Genomic DNA, 22027 nt, shown 5'->3' with positions numbered 1-22027 from the left:
TACCCCCGGTTCATTTACTATCAATTAGATAGGAAAACTAGTCTACCGGCAGGCCACGGGAGCGACAAATGAAAATGCCTATGTGACCGAAATCGCCTCGGGTGTCCCGGACCCTACGACCATATCGGACGGTTCACTACCATCCGCCGGCACCGGCGCGGAAGTGGGCCGCAACACTTTCCAGGCCGGTACGGCGGCCACCGCCACGAACACCGCGGCAACCAGAGACATCAATACAAAGCCATTTGTGTACGCATCCTGAGCGACCTTCTGGCTTGCCGTGCCGACCGCCTCCGCGAGCGTTCCTTCACCGGCCGCGCCGTGCCGGTAAACGGCGACCCCGATCGATCCGAGAACGGCGATGCCCAGGGCCCCGCCCAGCTCCGATCCGGTTTCGGTGACCGCCGCCGCCATTCCGGCCCGGTGCGCCGGGACCGACGACACCACCAGGTCCGTGCTGAGGATGTAGACCGGCGCCAGGCCGAGCGAGAAGACCACCGTTCCGGCCACGACGAACCCGAGCCCGGTAAACGCCAAGGCGGCGAATCCCACACTCATCACCGCCAATCCCACGGCGATCACCCGGCCGGCCGGGAACCACCGGGCCAGCATCGGTCCCAGCAGCGACGACACCAGGAACGTGAGTACCGACGGCAGCGTCCACAGCCCGGCCGCCATCGGGCTCAGGCCGAGCACGAGTTGCAGATATTGCGCGATGGCGAGCTGGGTTCCGTAGAGGACGAAGTACGACAGCGCGTTGCCGGTCAGGGCCACGCGCACCCGCGACGAGCGGAACATCGCCAGATCGAGCAATGGCGCGGCGGCGCGCTTCTGACGCCGTACGAAAAGAAGCCCCGCAAACGCCGCCAGCACGATTGCCGCGACCGGCGCGAGCCGCCATCCTTCGGCGGCGAGCTCCTTCACCCCGTACACGAAAAGAAGGACCCCGAGCAGCGACAGAACCGCGCCCGGAAAATCGAAGCCGCGGGCCGACGGATCGCGCGACTCCGGCAGCAGCACCGGGCCCAGAACGAGCAGCAGCACGGTCACCGGCACCGCGATCACGAAGACCGACCCCCACCAGAAATGGCTGAGCAGAAAGCCACCGGCAAGCGGCGACATGACACCGCCGAGCGAGAAGCTGGCACTCCACACGCCGAGCGCGATTCCCCGCTGCCGCGGGTCGTGGAACATCGCCCGGATCAACGCGAGGGTCGACGGCATCAGCGACGCCCCGGCCAGCCCCATGAGCACCCGGGCGGCGATGAGAAGCTCCGGCGTGGACGCGAACGCCGCGCCCAGCGAGGCCACCCCGAACGCCCCACCGCCGATCAGAAGCAGTCGCCGCCGCCCCAGACGATCGCCGAGCACTCCCATCGCGATCAGCGCCCCCGCCACCACGAACACGTAACTGTCCATGATCCAGAGCAGTTCGACCCCGCTCGGCCTCAGATCGGCCGCCAGCTGCGGCGCCGCCAGATTGAGCACCTCCGCGTCGAGCGACACGAGCAGACACGGCAGCGCCAGCACAGCCAGCCCCGCCCATTGACGTGCGGTCGCCATGACGTCTCCTAACGCGATAGACCCGCTCATCACGTTACGCGTTTACGCAACGCAATCAAGCCCCTCAACGCGTTAGACTTGCTCTGTGCGGACCCCCGACCTGACCCCCGCCGAGGTGGTCACACTGGTCAACGACAACGGCACCCTCCCCTGTGAGCTGGACGGCCGCGCTCCTGCCCGGCCCGATCTGACCGCGCTGGCCGACGAGCTGCACCCCATCTTCGCCACCACCGACCCCACTGCCCGCGCCCGCCGGGTCACCGCACTTCTCCAGCTTTCCGGCGTACGTCCCGAGCTGGACGCCACCCTCACCGAATGCTGGACGGTCGACGACCCCACCCAGGCCCTGCGGGCGGCGGCCGCCCTGGCCCTGCGCCATCACTTGTCAGCCCACCCCGGCCGTCTGGGCGTCTGCGCCGACACCCAGTGCGCCGACGTCTACGTTGACGCCTCCCCCGCCGGCAAACGCCGCTTCTGCTGCCTGACCTGCCAGAACCGAGCCCGAGCGGCCGCCTTCAGGCGCCGCCACGCCGGCCCGTGAGGGTCCGGCGGGCCGGCGTGGCGGACGCGCCGGCGCTGGCGGAGTTCCAAGACATCGACTCGGCCGGCGTCACCGCCTTCGCTCATTGGATGACCAGCCACGCGGAATCCCACCTGCCGTACGTAGCCGACCTGGACGGCCGGACCGTAGGCGCCGCCTGGCTGCTGATAGCCGAACGTGTCCCCCGCGGTCACGTTTCGGCCCGCCGGCACGGCGACATCCAGTCGGTGATGGTCCGCGAACAATTCCGGGCCCGGGGCATAGGCTCCGCCCTGATCACCGCGCTCCTGGCCGAGGCCCGAGCCCGGCGGCTGACCCATGTGACCGTCCACTCCGGCCGCCGGGCCGTCGCTTTCTACCTTCGCCACGGCTTCACCCACCACAACCAGCTGCTTCTCTGGGAGCCGTCCTCCCCGGTCCCACCCGAGGGCGACAGCGAGCCCCCGGCCCGCGGCCCGAGCCGACCCGCGTAACCCCGCCGGCCCCCTGGTCCTCCAGAACGGACTATCCGACCGGTGCTACCGGGAGCCCAGCAGCGGCCTTCTCGGTTCCCGGCGTCGAGGGCAAGGTGGAGATCACCGGCGACGGCGAGCAGGCGACGGTACGCGTACAGCCCCGTCGACCGCCGCCGTCCCGCGGACTGTCGCCGGGCTGAGCGAGGCGGCCGACGTCCTTTCCGGTGGCGAAGCCGGCCGGAAGCGTCCGTCAGCGGATGCGGGCGTGTACGTGCATGTCGTGGCGGCCGTCCTCGTGGATGGCGCTGCTGCGCTGGGTGCCCTCCAGGACGTAGCCCGATTTCTCGGCGACGCGGCAGGAGGGCATGTTCAGCGTGGAATGCCCCAGCTCCAGGCGGTGGAAGCCCACCCCGAACGCCCATAACGTGAGGGCCGTGAGGGCTCGAGGGGCCACCCCCGCACCCCGGGCCTCGGGCCGGACCCAGTACGCGCAGCCCGCGTTGCCGTCGGCGAAGTTCCAGCCGCGCATGGCCAGGCGGCCCAGCACCCTGTCGTCGGGGCCGGTCACCGCCCAGTGGCCGCCGGTCTCCTGGCGCCAGTCCTGCTCATATCTGGTGAACCAGGCCAGGACGTCCGGGAGCGAGTCCGGCCGGTTGGTGTGCCAGCGCTTGATCGCCGGGTCCTGGTAGGCGCCGAGGAAGGCGGGCGCGTCGGCGGGCCGCCACGGGCGCAGGATCAGGTCGCCGTCCGCGGTCAGGGTCGGCTGGGGTTTCGCGCCGAGCGAGCCGGCGGCGATGGCCGGCGTGGTTGCGAGCATGCCCCATTCTGGAACGCCGCCCATCAACGTAGGTAGGCCAGCTCCGGGAAGTTCGCCTGATATCCGGAGATGAGGCGGCGGGCGACGGGCACCGAGTCGATCAGCGGGTGGGAGGCCATCGCTCGTACGGCGACCGAACGGGAGCCCGAGGAAGCGGCCGACAGAACGGCTCGCTCGGTGGCCTTCAGCCGTTTCACCAATTCGACGCCGTGTGCCGGAATCGACGCCCCGGGCACGGGGCGCGCTCCCGAACCGTCGACCGCGCAGGGCACCTCCACCACCGCGTCGTCGTCCAGCAGCGGCAACGTCCCCTGGTTGCGCACGTTCAGAATGAGCGATGTCGGCGCGTCGTTCGCGATCGCCAGCATCAGGGCCAGCGCCACGTCCTCGTAACCGCCGCCTTCGGCGTCGTCGCGCTCGCCCAGCCCTTCCATTGCCATGTACGTCGCGTCGCGCTGCCGCCGCGCCGCGTTCCACGCGTCCAGCGGCGAGGGAAGGGACGTCAACATGGCATAGCATTCCCGCTGCTGCTTCAGCAGGTATTCGCCGCGCGTCTCCGGCGCCGCCAGTTCCGCTTTCACCAGCGCCGCGTGGTCGTAGTAATAGTGCAGGTACTCGTTGGGGATCGCCCCGAGCTCCCGAATCCGGGCCGCCCCGAAAAGCCGCCCCTCTTCGAAGGATTCGAGCGATGACGGTGACGCCAGCAGCCGCGGGAGCACGTCGTGCCCGTCATGCTCGACGCCGGTGAGCCATCCCAGGTGATTGAGTCCCGCGTACGTGACACGGGCCTCCGGAAGACCGAGCGCCCGCACCACTCGCCGCCCCAGGGCCGACGGTGAGTCGCAGATCCCGATGACCTTGTCACCGAGGTGGGCCGCCATCGCCTCGGTGACCAGCCCGGCCGGGTTCGTGAAGTTGATGACCCACGCGTCCGGCGCCACCAGCCTGATCCGCCGGGCGATGGCGTCGGCCACCGGAACGGTCCGCAGCCCGTACGAGATGCCGCCCGCCCCGACCGTCTCCTGCCCGAGCATGCCCTCGCCGAGCGCCACCCGCTCGTCGATGACCCGCCCTTCGAGCCCGTGCACCCGAATGGCGCTGAACACGAAGTCGGCCCCGGTCAGCGCCTCGGTCAGATCGGTCGTCGTCTCGATGGAGGGCGCGCCCGAAAAGGAGAGGGCCTGCGCGTGCAGCACCCGGGCGATGGCCGCCAGCCGGCCCGGGTCGACGTCGTGCAGCACCACGGAGCCGATCGGCGACGACGGCGACAGCAACGCCCCGTACACCAATGGGACCCGGAACCCGCCCCCGCCCAGAATGACCAAACGCTTAGTGGACATGCGCATCCGACAATCTCGCGATGGTGGCGCCCGCGCGGCGTACGGAACGTTGTTCGCCACCGGGAATGACGTCATCCAGAAAACCGTAAGAAGGAAGCGAGGACGACCGCCACCAGTCCGCGATGTCGCCCCATCCGGGCGCCGACAACGAGCCGCCGAAATGCTGCACCGACAGGGCCGCGATCAGGTTGGCGAAGGCGACGGTCTGGGGCAGCGGCCATTCGTTCAGCGTGCCCACGATCAGGCCCGCCGTGAACACGTCGCCCGCACCCGTCGGGTCGAGGGCCGGCACCGGCACCGCCGGCACGTGCACGGTCTCGCCGGTGCGCGAGTCGTGCGCGATCGCGCCGTCCCCGCCGCAGGTCACCACCACCAGCGGCGCCAGCCCGGACAGCCGGCGCAGCGCCTCGTCCGGAGTGGCGGCCCGGGTGTACTGCATCGCCTCGACCGCGTTCGGCACGAAGGCGTGGCAGTCCTCGAGGGTGTCCAGCGCCGAGGCCGGCCACGCGTCGCTCGGGTCCCAGCCGACGTCGGCGAAGACCAGCGTGCCGGCCTCGGCCGCCCGCCGCACCCAGCCGAGCCGGTCCTTGGTCAGGCTCACCGAGGCCGCCCGGGCCGCCGGGAGCTCGCCGACCAGCCCGTCCGCGTTGACCGGGAGCGGATGGCCGTGCGTGATCATGCTGCGGTCGCGGTCGTAGGCGAGCGACACCGTCACCGGCGAGTGCCCGTCGACGCGGCGCGACGCGGACAGGTCGATGTTCTCCTGCGAGCAGAGGATGCTCGCGCAGAAGTCGCCGTACGCGTCGTTGTTGAGCGTGGTGCCCAGCCCGGTGCGCAGTCCGAGCCGGGCGGCGGCCACCGCGAGGTTGGCGACGCCGCCCGGGCAGGAGCCCATCCCGGAGGCCCACACCTCGGTGCCGGGCTCGGGAAGCCCCTCGAGGCCGGTGAAGATGATGTCGAGATAGACGACGCCTGGGACGAACAGGTCCAGTGCCGGGGTCATCTGGAGATCCTATGTCGCGCCGCTGGTAGCGGGGCCGGGATGCGGCCCCGCTCACCTTTATCCGGCCCAGCTCGACTCGTCGGCGCCCAGGGAGACGGAAGCGCCGCCGACGATTTCCACCCGCCAGGGCAGCGGGGTGCCCTGGCGCGTCACGCGAATGCCATCATCCCCCGCGGAAACGTCGAAAACGGAAGAGCCGACCCGGATTGACGTACGCCCGGAGAACTCGAACAGGCGCAACGTCACACCGTCCGCGTAGTCGTAGTCCGGCCGGTCGACCACGGCGCCGACCGGGATCACCGCGCCCGGCCGCACCAGCAGCGGCACGCTGTCGAAGCCGTGCACCTCGTGCCGCCAGCCCGGCCCCTCGACCACCTCCCCGGTCTGCCACCGCGTCCAGCGGCCCGCGGGCACGTAGTAGCTGACCTCGCCGCCCTCGCTGAACACCGGCGCCACCAGGAGGTCCCCGCCGAGCAGGTACTGCCGGTCGAGGTGGGTGACCGCCGGGTCGTCCGGGAACCCGACGACCATCGGCCGCATCACCGGCAGACCCTCCTCGTTCGCCTGGCGGGCGGCTTCCCAGAGGTACGGCATGAGGCTGTACTTCAGGTGCGTGAAGGACCGCAGCACCTCCACCGACTCGTCGTCGAACAGCCACGGCACCCGGTAGGAGTGGTTGCCGTGCAGCCGGCTGTGCGAGGACAGCAGCCCGAACGCGATCCACCGCTTGAACACCGCCGGGTCGGGCTTGCCCTCGAACCCGCCGATGTCGTGGCTCCAGAACCCGAAGCCCGAGCTCATCAGCGACAGCCCGCCGCGCAGGCTTTCGGCCATCGACTCGTACGTGGCCGAGTTGTCGCCGCCCCAGTGGACCGGGAACTGCTGGCCGCCCACGGTCGCCGAACGGGCGAACAGCACCGCCTCGCCCTCGCCCCGGTGCTCCTCGAGCACGTCGAAGACGACCTGGTTGTAGAGCTGCGTGTAGTAGTTGTGCATCCGCTCGGGATCGGAGCCGTCATGCCACACGACGTCGGTCGGGATGCGCTCGCCGAAGTCCGACTTGAAGGCGTCGACGCCCATCTCCGCGAGTGCTGACAGCTTGCCCGCGTACCAGGAACGGGCCTCGGGGTTGGTGAAATCGACCAGCGCCATGCCGGCCTGCCACCGGTCCCACTGCCAGACGTCGCCGTTCGTCTTCTTGACCAGATATCCGTTGGCCAGGCCCTCGGCGAACATCGAGGACCTTTGAGCGATGTACGGATTGATCCAGAGGCACGTACGCAGGCCGCGGTCGTGCAGCCTCTTCAGCATGCCCGGCGGGTCCGGGAAGATCGCCGGGTCCCACTCGAAGTCGCACCAGTGGAACTCGCGCATCCAGAACGTGTCGAAGTGGAAGACGCTGAGCGGCAGATCCCGCTCCGCCATCCCGTCGACGAAGGACGTCACGGTCTCCTCGTCGTACGGCGTGGTGAACGACGTCGTCAGCCAGAGCCCGAACGACCAGGCCGGCGGCAGCGCGGCCCGCCCGGTCAGCGCCGTGTACTTGCGCAGCACCTCGGCCGGCGTCGGGCCGTAGACGACCAGGTAGGACAGGCTCTGCCCGGCCACGCTGAACTGCGTGCGGGAGACCATCTCGCTGGCCACCTCGAACGACACCTTGCCCGGGTGGTCGACCAGAACGCCGTACCCCCGGTTGGTGAAGTAGAACGGGACGTTCTTGTAGGCCAGCTCGCTGCTGGTGCCGCCGTCCTCGTTCCAGATGTCGACGCTCTGGCCGTTCTTGACGAACGGGCCGAACCGCTCGCCGAGCCCGTAGACCGCCTCGCCCACGCCGAGGTCGAGCTGCTCGTGGACGTAGCTCTCGCCGTCGGCGGTGTCGACCACGCCCATGCCGCGCCAGCCGGTCCCGGTGATCCGCCTGCCCTCGGCGAGGAAGTCGAGGCCCCAGCCGTCATCTTTGAACCGTGCGGTCAGCGCCCCCGAGGTGATCTCCCGATCGCCGACGGCAACCGGCTGATCCTGCTCATTTATCGCGAAATTTGGACCTTTGGGTACGCCGCCCAGGAAGTGACCGAGGGTCACCCGGATGACGTCCGGGGCCGGCGCCTCCAGCTTGATGGTGATCAGCGGCGTGTCCAGTGTGTCCGCGCGAGCGCGTACCGGCTTGGTCGTGGCGTACGCGGTCAGGCTGTTCTCGCCGGCCTGGGTGTCCCGCAGCTGGGACGGGTGCAGGACCGTCAGACCCGGGCGCTTGAGCCAGTACCCGTCGGTGAACTTCATAGGTGTCCCTTTACTTGATCGCGCCGGCGGTGATACCGCGAGTGAGCGTGCGCTGGAAGATCAGGAAGAAGAGCATGGCCGGCAGGATGCCGATCAGCGCCGAGGCGCTGGTCGTGGTCGCGTCCATCAGGCGGTCGCCCTGGAGAACGCCCAGGGCCACCGGCACGGTCTGCTTGTCGTTCGAGATCAGGAAGACCAGCGGCAGGAAGAACTCGTTCCACGTCCAGATGAAGAAGAAGGTGAACAGCACGCCCAGCGTGGGCATGCTGACCGGTACGACGATGCGCCACAGGGTCCGCCACCGGCCCGCGCCGTCGACCGCGGCCGCGTCCAGCAACTCGACCGGGAACTCGGTGTAGACCGAGGTCAGCAGGTACGTGCCGAAGGCGGCCTGGATGACCGTGAAGATGATGACGATCGAGATCAGGTTGTCGTAGATCCCGGCCTGTTTGGACAGGAAGTACAGCGGATAGACCAGCACCTCCTGCGGCAGCAGGTTCGCCACCAGGAAGAAGACCAGGAACCAGATGCGGCCCTTGACCCGGCCGATGCCCAGCGCGTACGCGTTGAGGATCGACAGGAGCACGCCGAGCACGGCCACCGTGAAGCTGGTGATGAAGCTGTTCCAGAGCTTGGTGCCGAAATCGACCCGGTTCCAGAAGTTGACGATGCCGTCCCAGTACAGGTGCGTGGGCAGCGACAGCGGGCCCCCGCCGGCGTAGTCGGCCGGGCTCTTGACCGCGTTCACGGCCACGACGAGCAGCGGGGCCACGACCAGCAGCAGCAGGATGAGCAGGCCGGTCAGAATCGCGAAGCGTACGGGGTTGCGGCGCTTGAGCGGCCTGTTGTCTTCCGGGGCCTCGTTCACGGCCGTCGATTTCACAGCGGTGGCGGTCATGGGTCAGCCTCCGTTCCGCTCGGCGCGGTTCTGCAGGCGCAGGAAGACGATCGCCAGCACGATGATGAGCACGGTCAGCACGGTCGAGATCGCCGATCCGTACCCGACCTGGGCCTTTTCGAAGAAGTTCTTGTACGCGAAGTACGAGGGCACGAGCGTCGCGTTGCTCGGCCCGCCCCGGGTCAGCACGAACACCTGGCCGAAGATCTTCAGCGCGGCGATCGTGGTGGTGACCAGCACGACGTAGAACTCGGGCCGGATCATGTAGACGGTGATCTTGCGGAACCGCTGCCACCAGGTGGCCCCGTCGAGGTCGGCCGCCTCGTACAGCTCGGGGTTGATCCGCTGCAGGCCGGACATGAACATGACGATCGGGTAGCCGAGCTGGAACCAGATCATCACGCCCATCACGCTGTACAGCGCGTACTTCGGGTCGCCCAGCCAGTTCTTGGCCAGCCCGCCGAGCCCGACCGATTCCAGGATCTTGTTCAGGGCGCCGTACGAGGGGTGCAGGATCCAGCCCCAGACGATGCCGGTGACCGCCACCGGCAGCACCTGCGGCAGGTAGAAGCCCGACCGGAAGAAGCTGGCCCAGCGGTTGCTGAAGTGCTTGGCGATGTAGTCGAACAGCAGCGCCGCCAGCACCAGGCCGAGGAACGTCGGAATCACCGCCATCGCGATGATCAGCAGGATGATGTGGCCGAACGAGGCCCAGAAGTTCGCGTCCTGGAACAGCCGGGTGTAGTTGTCGAATCCGATCCAGGTCGGGCTGCCCACACCGGTCCACCGGGTGAAGCTGGTGTAGACGGTCATCACGAGCGGCACCACGATGATCGCCACGGACAGCACCACGCCCGGGATCAGGTAGACCGCGTAGCCGCCCCGGCTGACCTTGCTGCTGCCGGCCATGGACGCTCCCTTCTCGTTGGTGGGGGCGGCGCGCGCCGCCCCCACTGCCTTACTTTCCGAGGTCGGCCAGGTTCTCGTTGTACGGCTTGGCGATCTCGTCGAGCATCTGCTGCGGGGTCTTGGAGCCGTTGATCAAGCCCTGGACGCCGCCGACGAGCACGTCGTAGTAGCCGGGGGCCGGCCAGTCCGGGTAGAAGGCGAGACCGTCCTCCGACGAGATCTTGTTGAAGTTCTCGATCAGTTCCTTGTTCTTCGGATCGGTGATCGCCGACGGGTCGGCCGCCACGGGCACGCCGCCGTTGTTGCCGAGCAGCGCCTGGATCTCCGGCTTCATGGTGATGTCGATGAAGTCGTACGCCAGCGCCTTGGCCTTGCTCTTCTCCGGCACGACCCAGAGGTTGCCGCTGGAGCCCGGGTGGAGCTTGTTGCCGGGGAACAGGAACGTGCCCCAGTCGAAGTTCTTGATCTCGTTGACGAACCGGCCGTACCACCAGCTGCCCGAGATCATGATCGGGAACTTGCCCTGGGTGAAGGCGACGCCCATGTCCTCGGCCTTGATGCCGGCCGAGTTCTTGGCGATGTAACCCTTCTTGACCCAGTCGGCGAACGTCTCGGCGCCGTACTTGAGCTGCGGCCCGTTGAAGTCGACCTTGTTCTTGTAGAGCTGGTAGTCGTCGATGAAGGCGCGGTCCGACTTGGCGAGCGCGAGCTCGTAGAAGATCTGCTGGGCCGGGTATTCGGCGCCGCCGACCGACAGCGGCGTGACGCCCTTGGCCACGAACGCGTCCATCACCTTGGTGAACTCGTCGAGCGTGGTCGGCACCTGCAGGTTGTTCTTCTTGAACAGGTCCTTGTTGTAGTAGACCTCGACGTACTCACCGTAGTTGGGGATGCCGTACGTCTTGCCCGAGCCCATGATGCCCTGCTCGTCGTACTTGGCGGTGGTCTGCAGGCTGCCGGTGAGCGCCTTGTCCCAGCCGCGCTTGGAAGCCTGCTCGGACAGGTCGGTCAGCAGGCCCTGCTTGGACAGCAGACCGGCGGTGGCGTTGCCCTTGTTGTATTCCATGATGTCCGGGGCGGAGTCCGAGTTGAGGATCATCTGGGCGTTCTGCTGGATCTGCTCGAAGCCCTTCTCCTCGAACTTCACCTCGACGCCGGGGTGCGAGGACTTGAACTCCTCGATCGCCTTGTTCCAGGCGATGCCCATGGCGCTGGTCGGGCCCTCGTAGTGCCACAGGGTCAGGGTCTTGGCGTCGGCCCCTTCGTCCTCCGATCCACCACCACCGCCACAGGCGGTGAGGGCGAGCGAAGTGGCCAGCAACAGTGCACCGGCCGAGAGGCCGGCTCGCGATCGAATCATGGATCGTCCTCCGGGAGGGATTCGTCGAAGCGCTTCGACGATGGCCCGTCGAAGCGCTTCGACGACGGGACTTTCCGGTGACGCTAGGCCCGGTCGCGCAGAGATGTCAACGGTGTGACGAAGAGATTTCCTGGACCGTGATCGAGAGACACCCGTCACGGAGGAAATCGCTCCCACCACAACCTTTGCCCGCAACGACCGGAGCCGGCGCCCCCACCCCGGCTCCGGTCACATCGATGCAGATCAGCGAGTTGCCACCGGAAATTCGCGTCGAACTCCGCCACGACGGCCGCCGGCTCATCGAAGACCGTCACATCACCCTCGAGCGTCAGCTTGCCCGCCGCCACGAGCTGCCCGGCCACGCGCGGTGGCAGAACCGCGCCGATCAGCGCCGCTTCGGGCCGGCGTGCGCATCGGCCATCGGCGCCCGGCGAACTTCACCTTCTCCGGGGGAAGTCATCCCCGTCCGCAACCGCGAGCCTGACGGGCATGACCTACTCGACATCCGCCGCCACGCCGGCCACGGTGGTGTCCGGGCGCCGCCGCCCGGCGTGGGCGGTCATCCTGATCACGGGCCTGATCCTGTGGCTGGCCACTGTCGCCGTCACCTTCGCCACGGCCAACGCGAACCTCGTGCCGACCCTGGTGCTGCTCGGCAGCTTCCTCGTCCCGGTCACCTTCGTGGCCTGGGCGTACGGCCACCGGGACGAGGTCATCACGGTCGAGGCGCTGTTCCGCCTGTTCGTCGTGGGCGGCATCCTGGGCGTGCTCGGTGCGTCGGTCCTCGAGACGTACCTGTTGCATCCCTCGGTGTGGATGTTCGTGGGCGTCGGCCTGATCGAGGAGGGCGTCAAGCTGGCCGCGCTGTGGCTGCTCACCCGCCACCTGGCCGGCAAGTCGATCCGCAGCGGCGTCGTGCTCGGCGCCACCGTCGGCTTCGGTTTCGCCGCCTTCGAATCCGCCGGGTACGCCCTCAACGCGCTCATCACCGTCGACGGGCTCTCGCTGCGCGCGCTGGTCGAGACCGAGATCCTGCGCGGCCTGCTGGCGCCGTTCGGGCACGGGCTGTGGACCGCGATCCTCGGTGGCCTGCTGTTCGCCACCGCCGCCAAGACCAGGCACTTCCGGCTGACCGGCGGCCTGATCCTCGGCTATCTCGGCGTCGCCCTGCTGCACGCGCTGTGGGACTCGATGCACGGCATCGCCGTCTACCTGACCTGGGTGATCACCAGCACCTCGGGCCAGCAGGCGCTGTTCGAGCGGGGCTGGATCCCGCAGCCGACCGACCAGCAGGCCCACCTGTTCACGCTCTTCTCGATCGGCGGCACGGTCCTCATCACGCTGATCGCCCTCTACTGGCTGCGCCGGGTGTGGCGGTCCGGCCGGCACACCGCCTGAGGTCGGCGTGCGTTTCTCCCGCGCCGACCCGCTGGCCGGCGCGACGGTCTGGGCCGTCGATCGCCGGCGTCTCGCCGGCGGCCGGCCTGTACGCGGCCCGCGGCCGCCCTGATCCTGTACGCGGTCTTCGGCAGCTCCCGGCACCTCGTGGCCGGCCCGATGTCGACCACCGCGCCCCTGTCCGCCGGCGTGGTGGCACCGCTGGCCAAGGACGGCAACTACGCGGCGCTGACCGCCGGCGTGGCGGTCGCCGTGGGCGTCATCGGAAACGAGCGGCATAGCCCTGGCCACGAGCTCGCCGTGGACCTCGCGCGCGGCGGCGTCGAGCTGCGCCTCGCCGGGGACATCGGCCAGGTGCGCGCTATCGAGGCGGCGAACAGCTCTCCCGCTCCACCAAGGTAGGCGGCAGCAGGCGTACCGGCTCGATGCCGCGGCCGTCGAGCAACCGCATGGCCGTCTCGACGGCCAGCCCGCCCACGTCGTGGGCCGGGATGTCGACCGACGTCAACGGCAGCGGCATGTTGATCGCCACGTCGCGCGGGCAGATCGCCACGATCGAGATGTCGTCCGGCACCCTTTTGCCGCGAGCCCGCAGCAGGTCGAGCAGGGGGCGCAGGGATTCCTCGTTGTGCACCACCAGGGCCGTCGCGCCGGGCAGCTGCGCGTCGATGTCGTCCAGGCACGCCCGTACGCCCTCGACGTCGGGCTCGCACGGGTGGGCGAGCGTCCGCAGCCCCAGCGATTCCGAGGCCTCGGTGAAGCCGGTCAGGAACCGTTCCGCGTACGTCGTGCCTCGCCGGTAGACCGCCGGCGACGGGCCGACCAGCGCGATTTTGCGGTGGCCGTGCCAGGCCAGGTGGCGCAGGGCCTCGCCGGCCGCGGCCGCGAAGTCGAGGTCGACGCAGGCGATGCCGAGCGGGTCGTTCGGAAGCCCTATCAACACCGACGGCTGCTTGAGCCGGCGCAGCGCGGGCAGCCGCACGTCCTCACGTTCGATGTCCATGAGGATGAGCGCGTCGACCATCGTGCTGTTGGCGACCCGTTCGAGGCCGGCCGTGCCCTCGTCCTTGGTCAGCAGCAGCACGTCGTGGTTGTGGGTGCGCGACGCGGTCACCACCGCCGTCGCGAACTGCATGATGACCGGCACGTTGACGTCGAGCCGCAGTGGCGCCACCAGCGCCAGCACGTTCGTCTTGCTGCTGGCCAGGGCCCGCGCCCCGGCGTGCGGGTGGAAGCCGAGCTCGGCGATGGCCGCCTGGACCCGTTCGCGCGTCTGCGCGGAGATCGGACGCCGGCCGCTCAGCACGTACGACACCGTGCTCGGCGAGACACCGGCGGCACGCGCCACATCATTGATCGTCGGCATCAACCCTCCCTGATCGCCGATCCTACTTCTTGAAAGGGTCCCGCCCGCCGGCTGACCAAGCCGACGGGCGGGCTCCCCTCTCACCGAATAAAGAACTGGGACAAACGGACCCCTTCGCTGAGTACGAGATAAACGTCGTGCCGCCCGTTGACCCGCGCCACCGGAACGGTCGTCGTCGAATAGCTGTAGACGTCGCCGGCCGCCGAGACGGTGGCGGTGCCGAGCAGCTTTCCGGTGGGCGATCCGAGCCGCGCCTCGACCGTGCCGCGGCCCGACGTGCGGACGGTCAGGGAATCGGCGTTGCGCAAGTTCGCGTCCTTGTACGCCGCCCACTGGCCGGCCGCAGTCGCGCCGATCACGGTGCCGGCCACCTTGCTCTCGTCGAGCAGCCTGATCCCTGCGTACGCGTCAAATGTCTCGGCCCTGGTGACCCGTGAGAGATCGCGGGCGGGAATGGTCTCGCCCTTCACCTTCAGCGTCGCCCGCTGCCGAATGTCGCTGGATGAGGCGCCGACGAGAATGTCGTAGTCGGACGACTCGACGACCCAGCGGCCACGCGTCTGATCCCATCGAGCCAGGTCATTCTTTTTCAGCGGCAGGGTCACGGTCCGGGTTTCCCCGGCTTTCAGATGTACGCGGTCGAACGCGCGCAACTGCTTGACGGCTGCTTTGTCCCGCGAGGTGCGCTGGTGTGTGTACAACTGCACGACCTCGTCGCCGTCACGGCGGCCAGTATTGGTGATTCTCACTCTCACTTCGTCGCCACTGATCTCCGGCTTTCCGTACGTGAAGGACGTGTACGAAAGGCCGTACCCGAACGGGTAGAGCGGCTTCTGCTCACTGTAGAGATAGGTCTGCCCGGTCGAGATGATGTCGTACTGGTCGAGGTCGGCCGGCAGCTGGTCCGCCGACGCCGGCCACGTCTGGGTGAGCCGGCCGGCCGGGTTGCGGAGGCCGTAGAGCACGTCGGCGATCGCGTGCCCGGTCTCGGCGCCGGCGTGGGTGGTCCAGACGATCGCCGGCACGTTCCGCTGCAGCCAGTTGATCGTCTCCGGGTAGCTGGTCTGCACCACCACGACCGTACGTGGATTGGCCTTGACCACGGCCTTGACCAGCGCTTCCTGCCCGGCGCCGAGCGCCAGCGAGGTCCGGTCGTGCGCCTCCCGGCCGTTGATGAACGGGTTGCTGCCGACGACCAGCACGGCCGTGTCGGCGCTCCTGGCCGCCGCGACCGCCTCGTCGACGCCGCTGCGCAGCACCTCACGCGTGAAGTGGGCCGCGCCGGCCGCGTCGGGTGAACCCAGCGTCAGCTTCCCGTCGGCACCCACGGTGAGGTACTTGTTCGGGCCGAACCAGCTTTCCAGCGTCTCGTAGCCGGCGTAGCGCAGCGCGAAGGTGCCGTCGGCCTGTTCCTCCAGCTTGAACTGCTGCTGCACGAACCAGCCGTTGGGCTGGTCGTCGCGGGTGGTGAACACCCCGTTGGTGTTGCCGAGGTACTTGCCGTTGGCCACGTTGCGCAGGGTGAGGATGTCCTGCCCCCAGTCGACCACGTCGAACTGCGCCTCGGCCGTCGCGCTCGGGGCGGTGACGGTGACCGCGTCCGGGCCGCCGGCCAGGTAGCGGTCGCCGAGCTTGAGCGCGATCCGGTCGGAGCCGGTGCTGCTCACCGTCTCCCGGGCCTGTTCCCGGATGCCGTCGACGGCCGTCACCTCGTACGGCAATTTCCCGCCGTACCAATCCGTGTACAGCGTGCCGGCGAGCGGGCCGATGACAGCGGTCCTGTCCTTCTTCAACGGCAGAAGGCCGTTGTTCTTGAGCAGCACCATCGCGTCGCCGGCGGTTTCCCGCGCCAGTTTCCGATGGGCCGGGCTGTCGATCACTTCGGCGCCGATCGCGGCGTAGCGGCCGCCGCCCGGATCGAATTCGCCGAGCCGGAACCGGATGCTCAGCGCGTGCCCGACCGCCCTGTCCACGTCTTTCCCGGTGAGCAGGCCCTGCGCGAGCGCCTGCTTGACGGCGGTCACCGTCGGCACGGCATTGGTGTCGTCGACGGTGAAGCTGTCCAGCCCCGCCTTGATCACGGCGGCGTCGGCCTCGGCCTGGGTCCCGTAGTACTTCTGCGACTGGACCAGGCCGTTCGGCGCCCACGCGTCGCTGACGTTGAACAGCGGATAGTCGGCCCACCGGCGCAGCAGCGTCGCCTGGTCGGGGTCGACGGTCGCCGGGCGCCCGTTGATCAGGTTGTACGAGGCCATGACGCCGGTCGCGGCGTTCGCGGTCAGCGCGGGTTTGAAAGCCTGCCGGTCGTACTCGTTCAGTACGCGCTGCGGCACGTTCGACGAGGTCGTGTCGCGCAGCGTCTCCTTGTTGTACGCCAGGTAGTGCTTCAGCGTCGGGGCGGTCTTCAGGTGGGCCGGGTCAGGACCTTGGAGACCTTTCCCGTACGCCGTGGAGATGGCCCCGGTGAGCAGCGGATCCTCCGAGTAGCCCTCCTCGTTGCGCCCCCACCGGGGGTCGCGCAGCAGGTTGACCACCGGGGCCCACAGGTTGAGCCCGAACACGCGCGGATTCTCGGCGTGGAATCCCCGCGCCTCGTCACCGACGGCCGCGCCGACCCGCGTGATCAGATCCGGATCCCACGTGCTGGCCAAACCGACGGCCTGCGGAAAGGCGGTGCCGTCGGCGGTCACCACGGCGCCGTTGTTGTCGATGTCGGTCGACCAGGCGACCCCGTGCAGCGCCTCGGTCCCGGTCTTGAAGAAGTCGAGTCCGAGCCGCGGAACGGCCGGCTGATATTGGTGAAGAAGGGAAACTTTCTCATCGAGCGTGAGCCGCCCGACAAGGTCGTCGACCCGCGCCGGCAACGGCAGCCGCGGATCACGGAACGGGTAGGACGGTCCCGCGTGCGCAACTCCAGGAACCGCCGGCGCGACCAGCATCGCCGCGGCCAGGACGGTCAGGAAACGCCTTCGCATGGGCATTTCTCCTCATCGAAGGAGGGCATTCTCAGGAACGACGGGACAACCCACTCAGCCCTAGTGGTCCCCATCGTCGAAGCGCTTCGATTGTCGGCGGTATCGCCCACCCTAGATGCCACCGAAACCCATGTCCACACCCCACCCGAAATCTCCCGTTAACATCGATCCCCGCCGCTCCCTCCCCTGCCGTTCCCACTCCCGCCGCCCCTTCCCACGCCGCCCCCTTCGTGCCACTCCCCTTCCCATGCCGCCCCCTTCGCGCCACTCCCCTTCCCACGCCGCCCCCTTCGTGCCACTCCCCTTCCCGCACGGCCCTCTTCCCGCGTGCCCCTCCCGCGCGGGCCGTCCGACCCCTCGTTCGGGCGCTGCCGCCCCCTCGTTTCGGGCGCTGCCACCCCCTCGCCACACCGCGCTTTTCCGGTAGCGGTCCGTGACGAGGCGGACTTAGGCTCGATCCCAGACGGCATGACGGGAGGCGGCCCGGATGACGACGACGAGCGAGCCCGCACGGCTGATCCGCGGGTACGGCTGGTGGACCCTGCTCCTGATAACCCTGCTAGCGGCCGGCGCCTGGGGCCTGGCCCTGCTCGAGCCGGCCCGCTACCGCGCCGAGGCCACGCTCGTCGCCGAACCCCGCGTGCGCGCCGCCATCACGCCCGTACCCGCCGACCCGGCCACGGAGAGCGAGATCGCCCGTTCGGCCGCCGTCCTCCGCCCCGCGGCGACGTCCCTCGGCATCTCCCAGCAAATGTTGGCCGACGGCCTTCACGTCACGCCCGCTTCCGCCGGCACGACCTTCACCATTGCGTACGAGGCCTCGACCGCCCCCACCGCCCGCACCCGAGCCCAGGCCGTCGCCACCCAGTACGCCGCCTACCGCAACGCCTCCACCGCCCAGACCGGAATCTCCGCCTCGCTGATCACCCCCGCCGCCTCCGCGACCCGGGTGACCTGGCTTCCGCGCTGGCTCTACCCGGCAATCGGCGCCGCCGCCGGCCTTCTGCTCGGCGCCCTCGTGGCGTGGCTCCGCTCCCGCGACCGGGTACGCGGCCGCGTCCACTTCGAACACCTCACCGGCCTCCCGGTCCTGGCCACCATCCCTCGCGCCCGCCGCTCGCGCGGACCGGGCGCCCCGCTGCCCGTACTGCTGCGCTCCCCCGCCTCGGCCGACGCCGAGGCCTACCGTTACCTCCGCGCCCGCCTGGAAGCCTGCCTCGAGGGACCCGCCACCGTCCTGATCACCAGCGCCCACGAGGGCGAGGGCCGCAGCACCACCGCCGCCAACCTGGCGATCGCCCTGGCCCAGTCCGGCCGCCGGGTAGTGCTGATCGACACCGACGTACGAGGCCCGGTCCTGCACCAGATGTTCGCCCTCTCCCGGGACCGGGGCCTGACCGGAATCCTCACCGGCGACATCTCCGGCGCCTCAGCCTTACGCGACGGCCCCGTACCGAACCTGCGCCTGATGGCCGCCGGCCCCGACCAGCCCGACGCCCCCGACCTGCTGGCCGCCTCATTCGGCGAAATGCTCCGCGAACTGAAGTCCAACTGCGACGTCATAGTCCTCGACTCGGCCCCCACCCTGCACGTCGCCGACGCGGTCGCCTTGGCCGCCGTCAGCGACCTGGTCCTCCTGGTAGCCGACTTCACCCGCCTGACCCGCTCCACTGCCCACCGCGCCGCCGCCGAACTGACCCCCGCCACAGCCGCCCCCGTAGCCGCAGTCCTGATAGCCCTCCCCGAAAACCAAGGCGGCCTGATCCCCCACACCCGAGCCGGCCGAGCACCAGCCCCACCCCGCGAGACCCCAGCCGCGCCCACACCCCCCGAAGGCCCTCTCACTCGACCCGACCCAGCCACCGCGCCCACAGCACGCATAGGAGGCAGCCCAGCCTCCCCCGCGCGCCCTACCGCCACCAGACCCACAGCATCCATCGGACACGAGTCCATCTCCGCCGGACGTCCCACCGCCACCAAACCCACAGCACGAATCGGAGACGAGTCCATCCCCACCAGACCCACAGCACCCGTCGGAAGCGACACCGTCTCCGCCGGACGCCCCGCCGCCGCCGGACCTCCAGCACCCATCTCCGCCCGACGCCCCACCGCTGCCGGACCTCCAGCACCCATCTCCGCCCGACGCCCCACCGCTGCCGGACCTCCAGCACCCATCTCCGCCGGACGCACCACCGCTGCCGGACCTCCAGCACCCATCTCCGCCGGACGCACCACCGCTGCCGGACCTCCAGCACCCATCTCTGCCGGACGCACCACCGCTGGCGGACCTACAGCACCCATCGGGGGCGGCTCCGTCTCCGATGGACGCCCTACCGGCGTCGACGCGGCTGGCGGAGCCGGCGCCGACGACCGCGCCGAGCCCTCTCGGACGGGCGGTTCCGCCATCCTGCCGCCGGCCCTCGGGCTGGCCGCCCGGGCTCGCCCTTCCGGAGAGGCCGCGCCTGCGCCCAACGCCGGCGGCTCGCCCGCTTCCCGCCCCGCCACTGCCACGGGCGCTGCTTTCAAACGCCATGCCCCGCACCACGAACCGGGCTCGGGACCTACGGTTCCCAACGTTTCCGCCGGCGGCCCTCGCCGATCAGCGACCTCGGAGGCTGCGCCAAACCCGCCCAGCTCTCCGACACCAACCCGGCCCACCTCCGCACCGCCGGTCGTCCACGGCCCACCCGCAGCAACCGCCAAAACCGCAATCCCTCAGTCCCGCGTCTACACCTCGGCCGCAGCCTCCGAAGGCGAACCCGGACCGAGCCCCGACCAAGACCAGGGCGAAACCAGCGGTCCCCACAGCTGACAGTCCCTCCACAGCTGACAGCCCCTCCACAGGTGGCGACGCGTTCCGCACCCGACAGCCCGCCCCGTACCCGACAGCCAGCCCCGCACCCGACAGCCCGTCCCGCGCTCCGCAGCTGAGGACGCGCCAAGCGATGGCCGTCGAAGTGCGCGAGCGGCAGAGCGCGGCGCCAACAGCAGAGCGCGGCGCGCCACCAGCCGCAGAGTGCGGTGCCAACAGCAGAACGCGGCGCGCCACCAGCCACAGAGCGCAGCGCCAACAGCAGAATGCGGCGCCCACCAGCCACAGAGCGCAGCGCCAACAGCAGAATGCGGCGCCCACCAGCCACAGAGCGCAGCGCCAACAGCAGAATGCGGCGCCCACCAGCCGCAGAGCGCAGCGCCAACAGCAGATCACGGCGCGCCAGCTCGGCGCTGCGGGAAGCCGGGGCCGGGTACGGCCTCTGCCCGGCCCGGTCGGTTCTGGGTTGCCGCTATTTCACATTCGGTGGGGGTGGGTGGTGGTCGGCGGGCGGTTCAGGTTAGGTTAGCCATACCTTAAGCCGGGACCGGGTGGGACCGCGCGCGTCTGAGGAGGGCCCTGTGACCCAGACTGTTGAGCAGGCTGTGGCCGTACTGCCGTGGCGTTTCTTTGCCGTTGATGTGCGCAAGGTTGAACGCTTGAGCCCGAACTTCGTGCGGATCACCTTCACCGGCGGGGATCTCCACAAGTTCGCCGACAACGGGTACGACCAGCGAATCAAGCTTCTGACCGCGCTGCCCGAAGTCGGCTTCACGCACCTGCCGACCGGCGCCGACTGGTACACGGAGTGGCGCGACCTGCCCGCCGAGCACCGCAATCCGATCCGCACCTACACGATCCGCGCGGTGCGTGCCCACCTCAACGAGGTGGACGTCGACATGGTCCTGCACGGCAGCACCGGCCCCGCGTCGAAGTTCGCCGCCGAAGCCCAGCCCGGCGACACCGCCTACCTGATGGGCCCGAACGCCGACTTCGAGGGCATCCACGGCGGCATCGACTTCCACCCGCCGGCCCACACCGACTGCCTGCTCCTGGGCGGCGACGAAACCGCCGTACCGGCCATCGCCTCCATCCTGGCCAAACTCCCCGCCGACGCCCGCGGCGAAGCGCTCCTGGAAGTCCCCGAAGACGGCGACCAGCTCACCGACGTGGTGGCCCCGCCGAACGTCCGGGTGACATGGCTCCCTCGCAACGGCGCCCCCCAGGGCGACAAGCTGATCCCCGCCGTACGCCAGGCAACCCGCCGCATGCTCGGCGACGTAGCCGGCACGCCGGTACCGGACCTCGAAGACGTCGACGTGGACCACGACATCCTGTGGGAGGTCCCCGAGCCGTTGACCGACGCCAGCCGCTTCTACGCGTGGCTGGCGGGGGAGGCCGCGGCCATCAAAACGATCCGCCGCCATCTGGTTTCCGAGTGCGGGGTGGATCGTCGGTCCGTCGCCTTCATGGGGTATTGGCGTCAAGGTAAGGCTGAGGACAACTAGCTTTTCGCTGCCCTGAGCCCGGGGCTTGGGGGCGGGTTGCTTTCTTGCGCTCGGACGGTTTGGGGCAGAGGGTAACCACTCGGGCTGACTGGGAAGCGTTTTATGCCTCGAGTGGTCACCCTCTGCCCCAAACCTAGCCGGGCATTTGGTTACCCGGTGGAAGGCATGGCGGGTCCGAAGAACAACTCGCGCCGGGTGCTTTGGATAACGGCCCGTAGGCTTGGGTGCAACGCGAGCTGCGCGCTTCGCTTGCGCTGAGCGGCTCCTGGCTGCTGGGTGGCATGGTCGATAAGAACGCAGAAACCGGACACCGAAAGACCCGCGCGGGTACGGGCTGACGCTTGGCCAAGACTTAAACCGGCCTGCGCGTGCAGTGAGTATGCGGTGCCCCAAGCCGACTTCTGGGTTCTTATCGACCATGCCACCCTACGATCACAAGCCGCCCAGCCCACACCGGCCCGCCGGGCCTTGCCCACCCCAGCCTACGGCCCGCCGGCGTCACGTCTGCCCGGTGTTGTTCTTCGGACCGTGACCCTTATGGCCTGGGGTGACCGGATACCCGGCAAGGTCGGGGGAAGAGGGTGACCACTCGAGGCATAAAACGCTTCCCAGTCAGCCCGAGTGGTTACCCTCTTCCCCCGACCGTCCGAGCGTAAGAAAACCCACCGCCCCCAACCCGCCACGGCCTCCGCTGCGGGAAAGGGGCGGAAATGACAGTAGGCCCACCCCGAAGGGTGGGCCTACTGTTTCACGTTGAGTCCGGCGGCGTCCTACTCTCCCACACCCTCCCGAGTGCAGTACC

General features: G+C 69.2%; 16 protein-coding genes. 6 read left to right on the top strand and 10 right to left on the bottom strand.

The window, feature by feature from the left end; genetic code table 11:
• Nucleotides 1–78: 78 nt before the first annotated feature.
• On the bottom strand, nucleotides 79–1563 hold the full coding sequence (locus AB0C26_RS29410; protein WP_360254067.1) for an MFS transporter: 1485 nt from the start codon (nucleotides 1561–1563) through the stop codon (nucleotides 79–81).
• Nucleotides 1564–1648: 85 nt separating this feature from the next.
• On the opposite strand from AB0C26_RS29410, the gene AB0C26_RS29405 reads away from it, so the two are divergent.
• Together AB0C26_RS29405 and AB0C26_RS29400 are read left to right on the top strand one after the other, a co-directional pair.
• Nucleotides 1649–2104 carry a CGNR zinc finger domain-containing protein gene (locus AB0C26_RS29405; protein ID WP_360254065.1) on the top strand — a complete coding sequence of 152 codons (456 nt, stop codon included), beginning with the start codon at nucleotides 1649–1651 and terminating at the stop codon, nucleotides 2102–2104.
• A 17-nt stretch (nucleotides 2105–2121) separates the two neighbouring features.
• Nucleotides 2122–2577, top strand: a complete 456-nt coding sequence (locus AB0C26_RS29400; protein ID WP_360254063.1) for a GNAT family N-acetyltransferase — start codon at nucleotides 2122–2124, stop codon at nucleotides 2575–2577.
• Nucleotides 2578–2809: 232 nt separating this feature from the next.
• On the opposite strand, the gene AB0C26_RS29395 is transcribed toward AB0C26_RS29400, so the two are convergent.
• The 7 genes from AB0C26_RS29395 to AB0C26_RS29365 are packed head-to-tail and all read right to left on the bottom strand — an operon-like array spanning nucleotide 2810 to nucleotide 11166.
• On the bottom strand, nucleotides 2810–3376 hold the full coding sequence (locus AB0C26_RS29395) for a GNAT family N-acetyltransferase (protein ID WP_360254061.1): 567 nt from the start codon (nucleotides 3374–3376) through the stop codon (nucleotides 2810–2812).
• A 23-nt stretch (nucleotides 3377–3399) separates the two neighbouring features.
• The gene (locus tag AB0C26_RS29390; RefSeq protein WP_360254059.1) at nucleotides 3400–4716 is read right to left on the bottom strand and encodes a 6-phospho-beta-glucosidase; all 1317 of its coding nucleotides are present in this window, start codon (nucleotides 4714–4716) and stop codon (nucleotides 3400–3402) included.
• Nucleotides 4706–5719 carry a PfkB family carbohydrate kinase gene (locus AB0C26_RS29385; protein ID WP_360254057.1) on the bottom strand — a complete coding sequence of 338 codons (1014 nt, stop codon included), beginning with the start codon at nucleotides 5717–5719 and terminating at the stop codon, nucleotides 4706–4708. Before AB0C26_RS29385 ends, AB0C26_RS29390 begins: the two co-directional genes overlap by 11 nt.
• Nucleotides 5720–5776: 57 nt before the next feature.
• A complete protein-coding gene (yicI, locus tag AB0C26_RS29380) occupies nucleotides 5777–7999 on the bottom strand; it encodes an alpha-xylosidase (protein ID WP_360254055.1) in 2223 nt (740 codons plus the stop codon).
• 10 nt (nucleotides 8000–8009) lie between these two features.
• Nucleotides 8010–8897: a carbohydrate ABC transporter permease gene (locus AB0C26_RS29375; protein WP_360254053.1), complete on the bottom strand. Its 888-nt coding sequence runs from the start codon at nucleotides 8895–8897 to the stop codon at nucleotides 8010–8012.
• Between the two features lie 3 nt (nucleotides 8898–8900).
• Nucleotides 8901–9806, bottom strand: a complete 906-nt coding sequence (locus AB0C26_RS29370; RefSeq protein ID WP_360254051.1) for a sugar ABC transporter permease — start codon at nucleotides 9804–9806, stop codon at nucleotides 8901–8903.
• A gap of 49 nt (nucleotides 9807–9855) precedes the next feature.
• Entirely contained in the window at nucleotides 9856–11166 is a 1311-nt protein-coding gene (locus AB0C26_RS29365; RefSeq protein ID WP_360254049.1) for an extracellular solute-binding protein, read from the bottom strand.
• Nucleotides 11167–11655: 489 nt separating this feature from the next.
• On the opposite strand from AB0C26_RS29365, the gene AB0C26_RS29360 reads away from it, so the two are divergent.
• Both AB0C26_RS29360 and AB0C26_RS29355 read left to right on the top strand, forming a co-directional pair.
• Complete coding sequence (locus AB0C26_RS29360; RefSeq protein WP_360254047.1) at nucleotides 11656–12564, top strand: PrsW family glutamic-type intramembrane protease; 909 nt, start codon at nucleotides 11656–11658, stop codon at nucleotides 12562–12564.
• 159 nt (nucleotides 12565–12723) lie between these two features.
• A complete protein-coding gene (locus tag AB0C26_RS29355; RefSeq protein WP_360254045.1) occupies nucleotides 12724–12966 on the top strand; it encodes a hypothetical protein in 243 nt (80 codons plus the stop codon).
• Here AB0C26_RS29355 and AB0C26_RS29350 read toward each other — a convergent pair.
• Together AB0C26_RS29350 and AB0C26_RS29345 are read right to left on the bottom strand one after the other, a co-directional pair.
• Nucleotides 12926–13930 carry a LacI family DNA-binding transcriptional regulator gene (locus AB0C26_RS29350; protein WP_360254043.1) on the bottom strand — a complete coding sequence of 335 codons (1005 nt, stop codon included), beginning with the start codon at nucleotides 13928–13930 and terminating at the stop codon, nucleotides 12926–12928. The genes AB0C26_RS29355 and AB0C26_RS29350 overlap by 41 nt on opposite strands.
• An 80-nt stretch (nucleotides 13931–14010) precedes the next feature.
• On the bottom strand, nucleotides 14011–16905 hold the full coding sequence (locus AB0C26_RS29345; RefSeq protein ID WP_360254041.1) for a glycoside hydrolase family 3 C-terminal domain-containing protein: 2895 nt from the start codon (nucleotides 16903–16905) through the stop codon (nucleotides 14011–14013).
• Between the two features lie 487 nt (nucleotides 16906–17392).
• Between AB0C26_RS29345 and AB0C26_RS29340 the strand changes: the two genes are divergently transcribed.
• Both AB0C26_RS29340 and AB0C26_RS29335 read left to right on the top strand, forming a co-directional pair.
• The gene (locus AB0C26_RS29340) at nucleotides 17393–19717 is read left to right on the top strand and encodes a polysaccharide biosynthesis tyrosine autokinase (protein WP_360254039.1); all 2325 of its coding nucleotides are present in this window, start codon (nucleotides 17393–17395) and stop codon (nucleotides 19715–19717) included.
• A 581-nt stretch (nucleotides 19718–20298) separates the two neighbouring features.
• On the top strand, nucleotides 20299–21225 hold the full coding sequence (locus tag AB0C26_RS29335; protein WP_360254037.1) for a siderophore-interacting protein: 927 nt from the start codon (nucleotides 20299–20301) through the stop codon (nucleotides 21223–21225).
• Nucleotides 21226–22027: the final 802 nt, after the last annotated feature.

The organism is Actinoplanes sp. NPDC048796, assembly GCF_040650035.1.
GTDB lineage: Bacteria > Actinomycetota > Actinomycetes > Mycobacteriales > Micromonosporaceae > Actinoplanes.
This window is presented reverse-complemented; position numbering and strand designations above follow the sequence as displayed.

What these genes read in the sequence shown, in the direction of transcription:
- AB0C26_RS29410 (WP_360254067.1), bottom strand. Translation starts at nt 1,563, where the DNA reads ATGGCGACCGCACGTCAATGGGCGGGGCTGGCTGTGCTGGCGCTGCCG.
- AB0C26_RS29395 (WP_360254061.1), bottom strand. Translation starts at nt 3,376, where the DNA reads ATGCTCGCAACCACGCCGGCCATCGCCGCCGGCTCGCTCGGCGCGAAA.
- AB0C26_RS29390 (WP_360254059.1), bottom strand. Translation starts at nt 4,716, where the DNA reads ATGTCCACTAAGCGTTTGGTCATTCTGGGCGGGGGCGGGTTCCGGGTC.
- AB0C26_RS29385 (WP_360254057.1), bottom strand. Translation starts at nt 5,719, where the DNA reads ATGACCCCGGCACTGGACCTGTTCGTCCCAGGCGTCGTCTATCTCGAC.
- yicI (WP_360254055.1), bottom strand. Translation starts at nt 7,999, where the DNA reads ATGAAGTTCACCGACGGGTACTGGCTCAAGCGCCCGGGTCTGACGGTC.
- AB0C26_RS29375 (WP_360254053.1), bottom strand. Translation starts at nt 8,897, where the DNA reads ATGACCGCCACCGCTGTGAAATCGACGGCCGTGAACGAGGCCCCGGAA.
- AB0C26_RS29370 (WP_360254051.1), bottom strand. Translation starts at nt 9,806, where the DNA reads ATGGCCGGCAGCAGCAAGGTCAGCCGGGGCGGCTACGCGGTCTACCTG.
- AB0C26_RS29365 (WP_360254049.1), bottom strand. Translation starts at nt 11,166, where the DNA reads ATGATTCGATCGCGAGCCGGCCTCTCGGCCGGTGCACTGTTGCTGGCC.
- AB0C26_RS29360 (WP_360254047.1), top strand. Translation starts at nt 11,656, where the DNA reads ATGACCTACTCGACATCCGCCGCCACGCCGGCCACGGTGGTGTCCGGG.
- AB0C26_RS29355 (WP_360254045.1), top strand. Translation starts at nt 12,724, where the DNA reads ATGTCGACCACCGCGCCCCTGTCCGCCGGCGTGGTGGCACCGCTGGCC.
- AB0C26_RS29350 (WP_360254043.1), bottom strand. Translation starts at nt 13,930, where the DNA reads ATGCCGACGATCAATGATGTGGCGCGTGCCGCCGGTGTCTCGCCGAGC.
- AB0C26_RS29345 (WP_360254041.1), bottom strand. Translation starts at nt 16,905, where the DNA reads ATGCGAAGGCGTTTCCTGACCGTCCTGGCCGCGGCGATGCTGGTCGCG.
- AB0C26_RS29340 (WP_360254039.1), top strand. Translation starts at nt 17,393, where the DNA reads ATGACGACGACGAGCGAGCCCGCACGGCTGATCCGCGGGTACGGCTGG.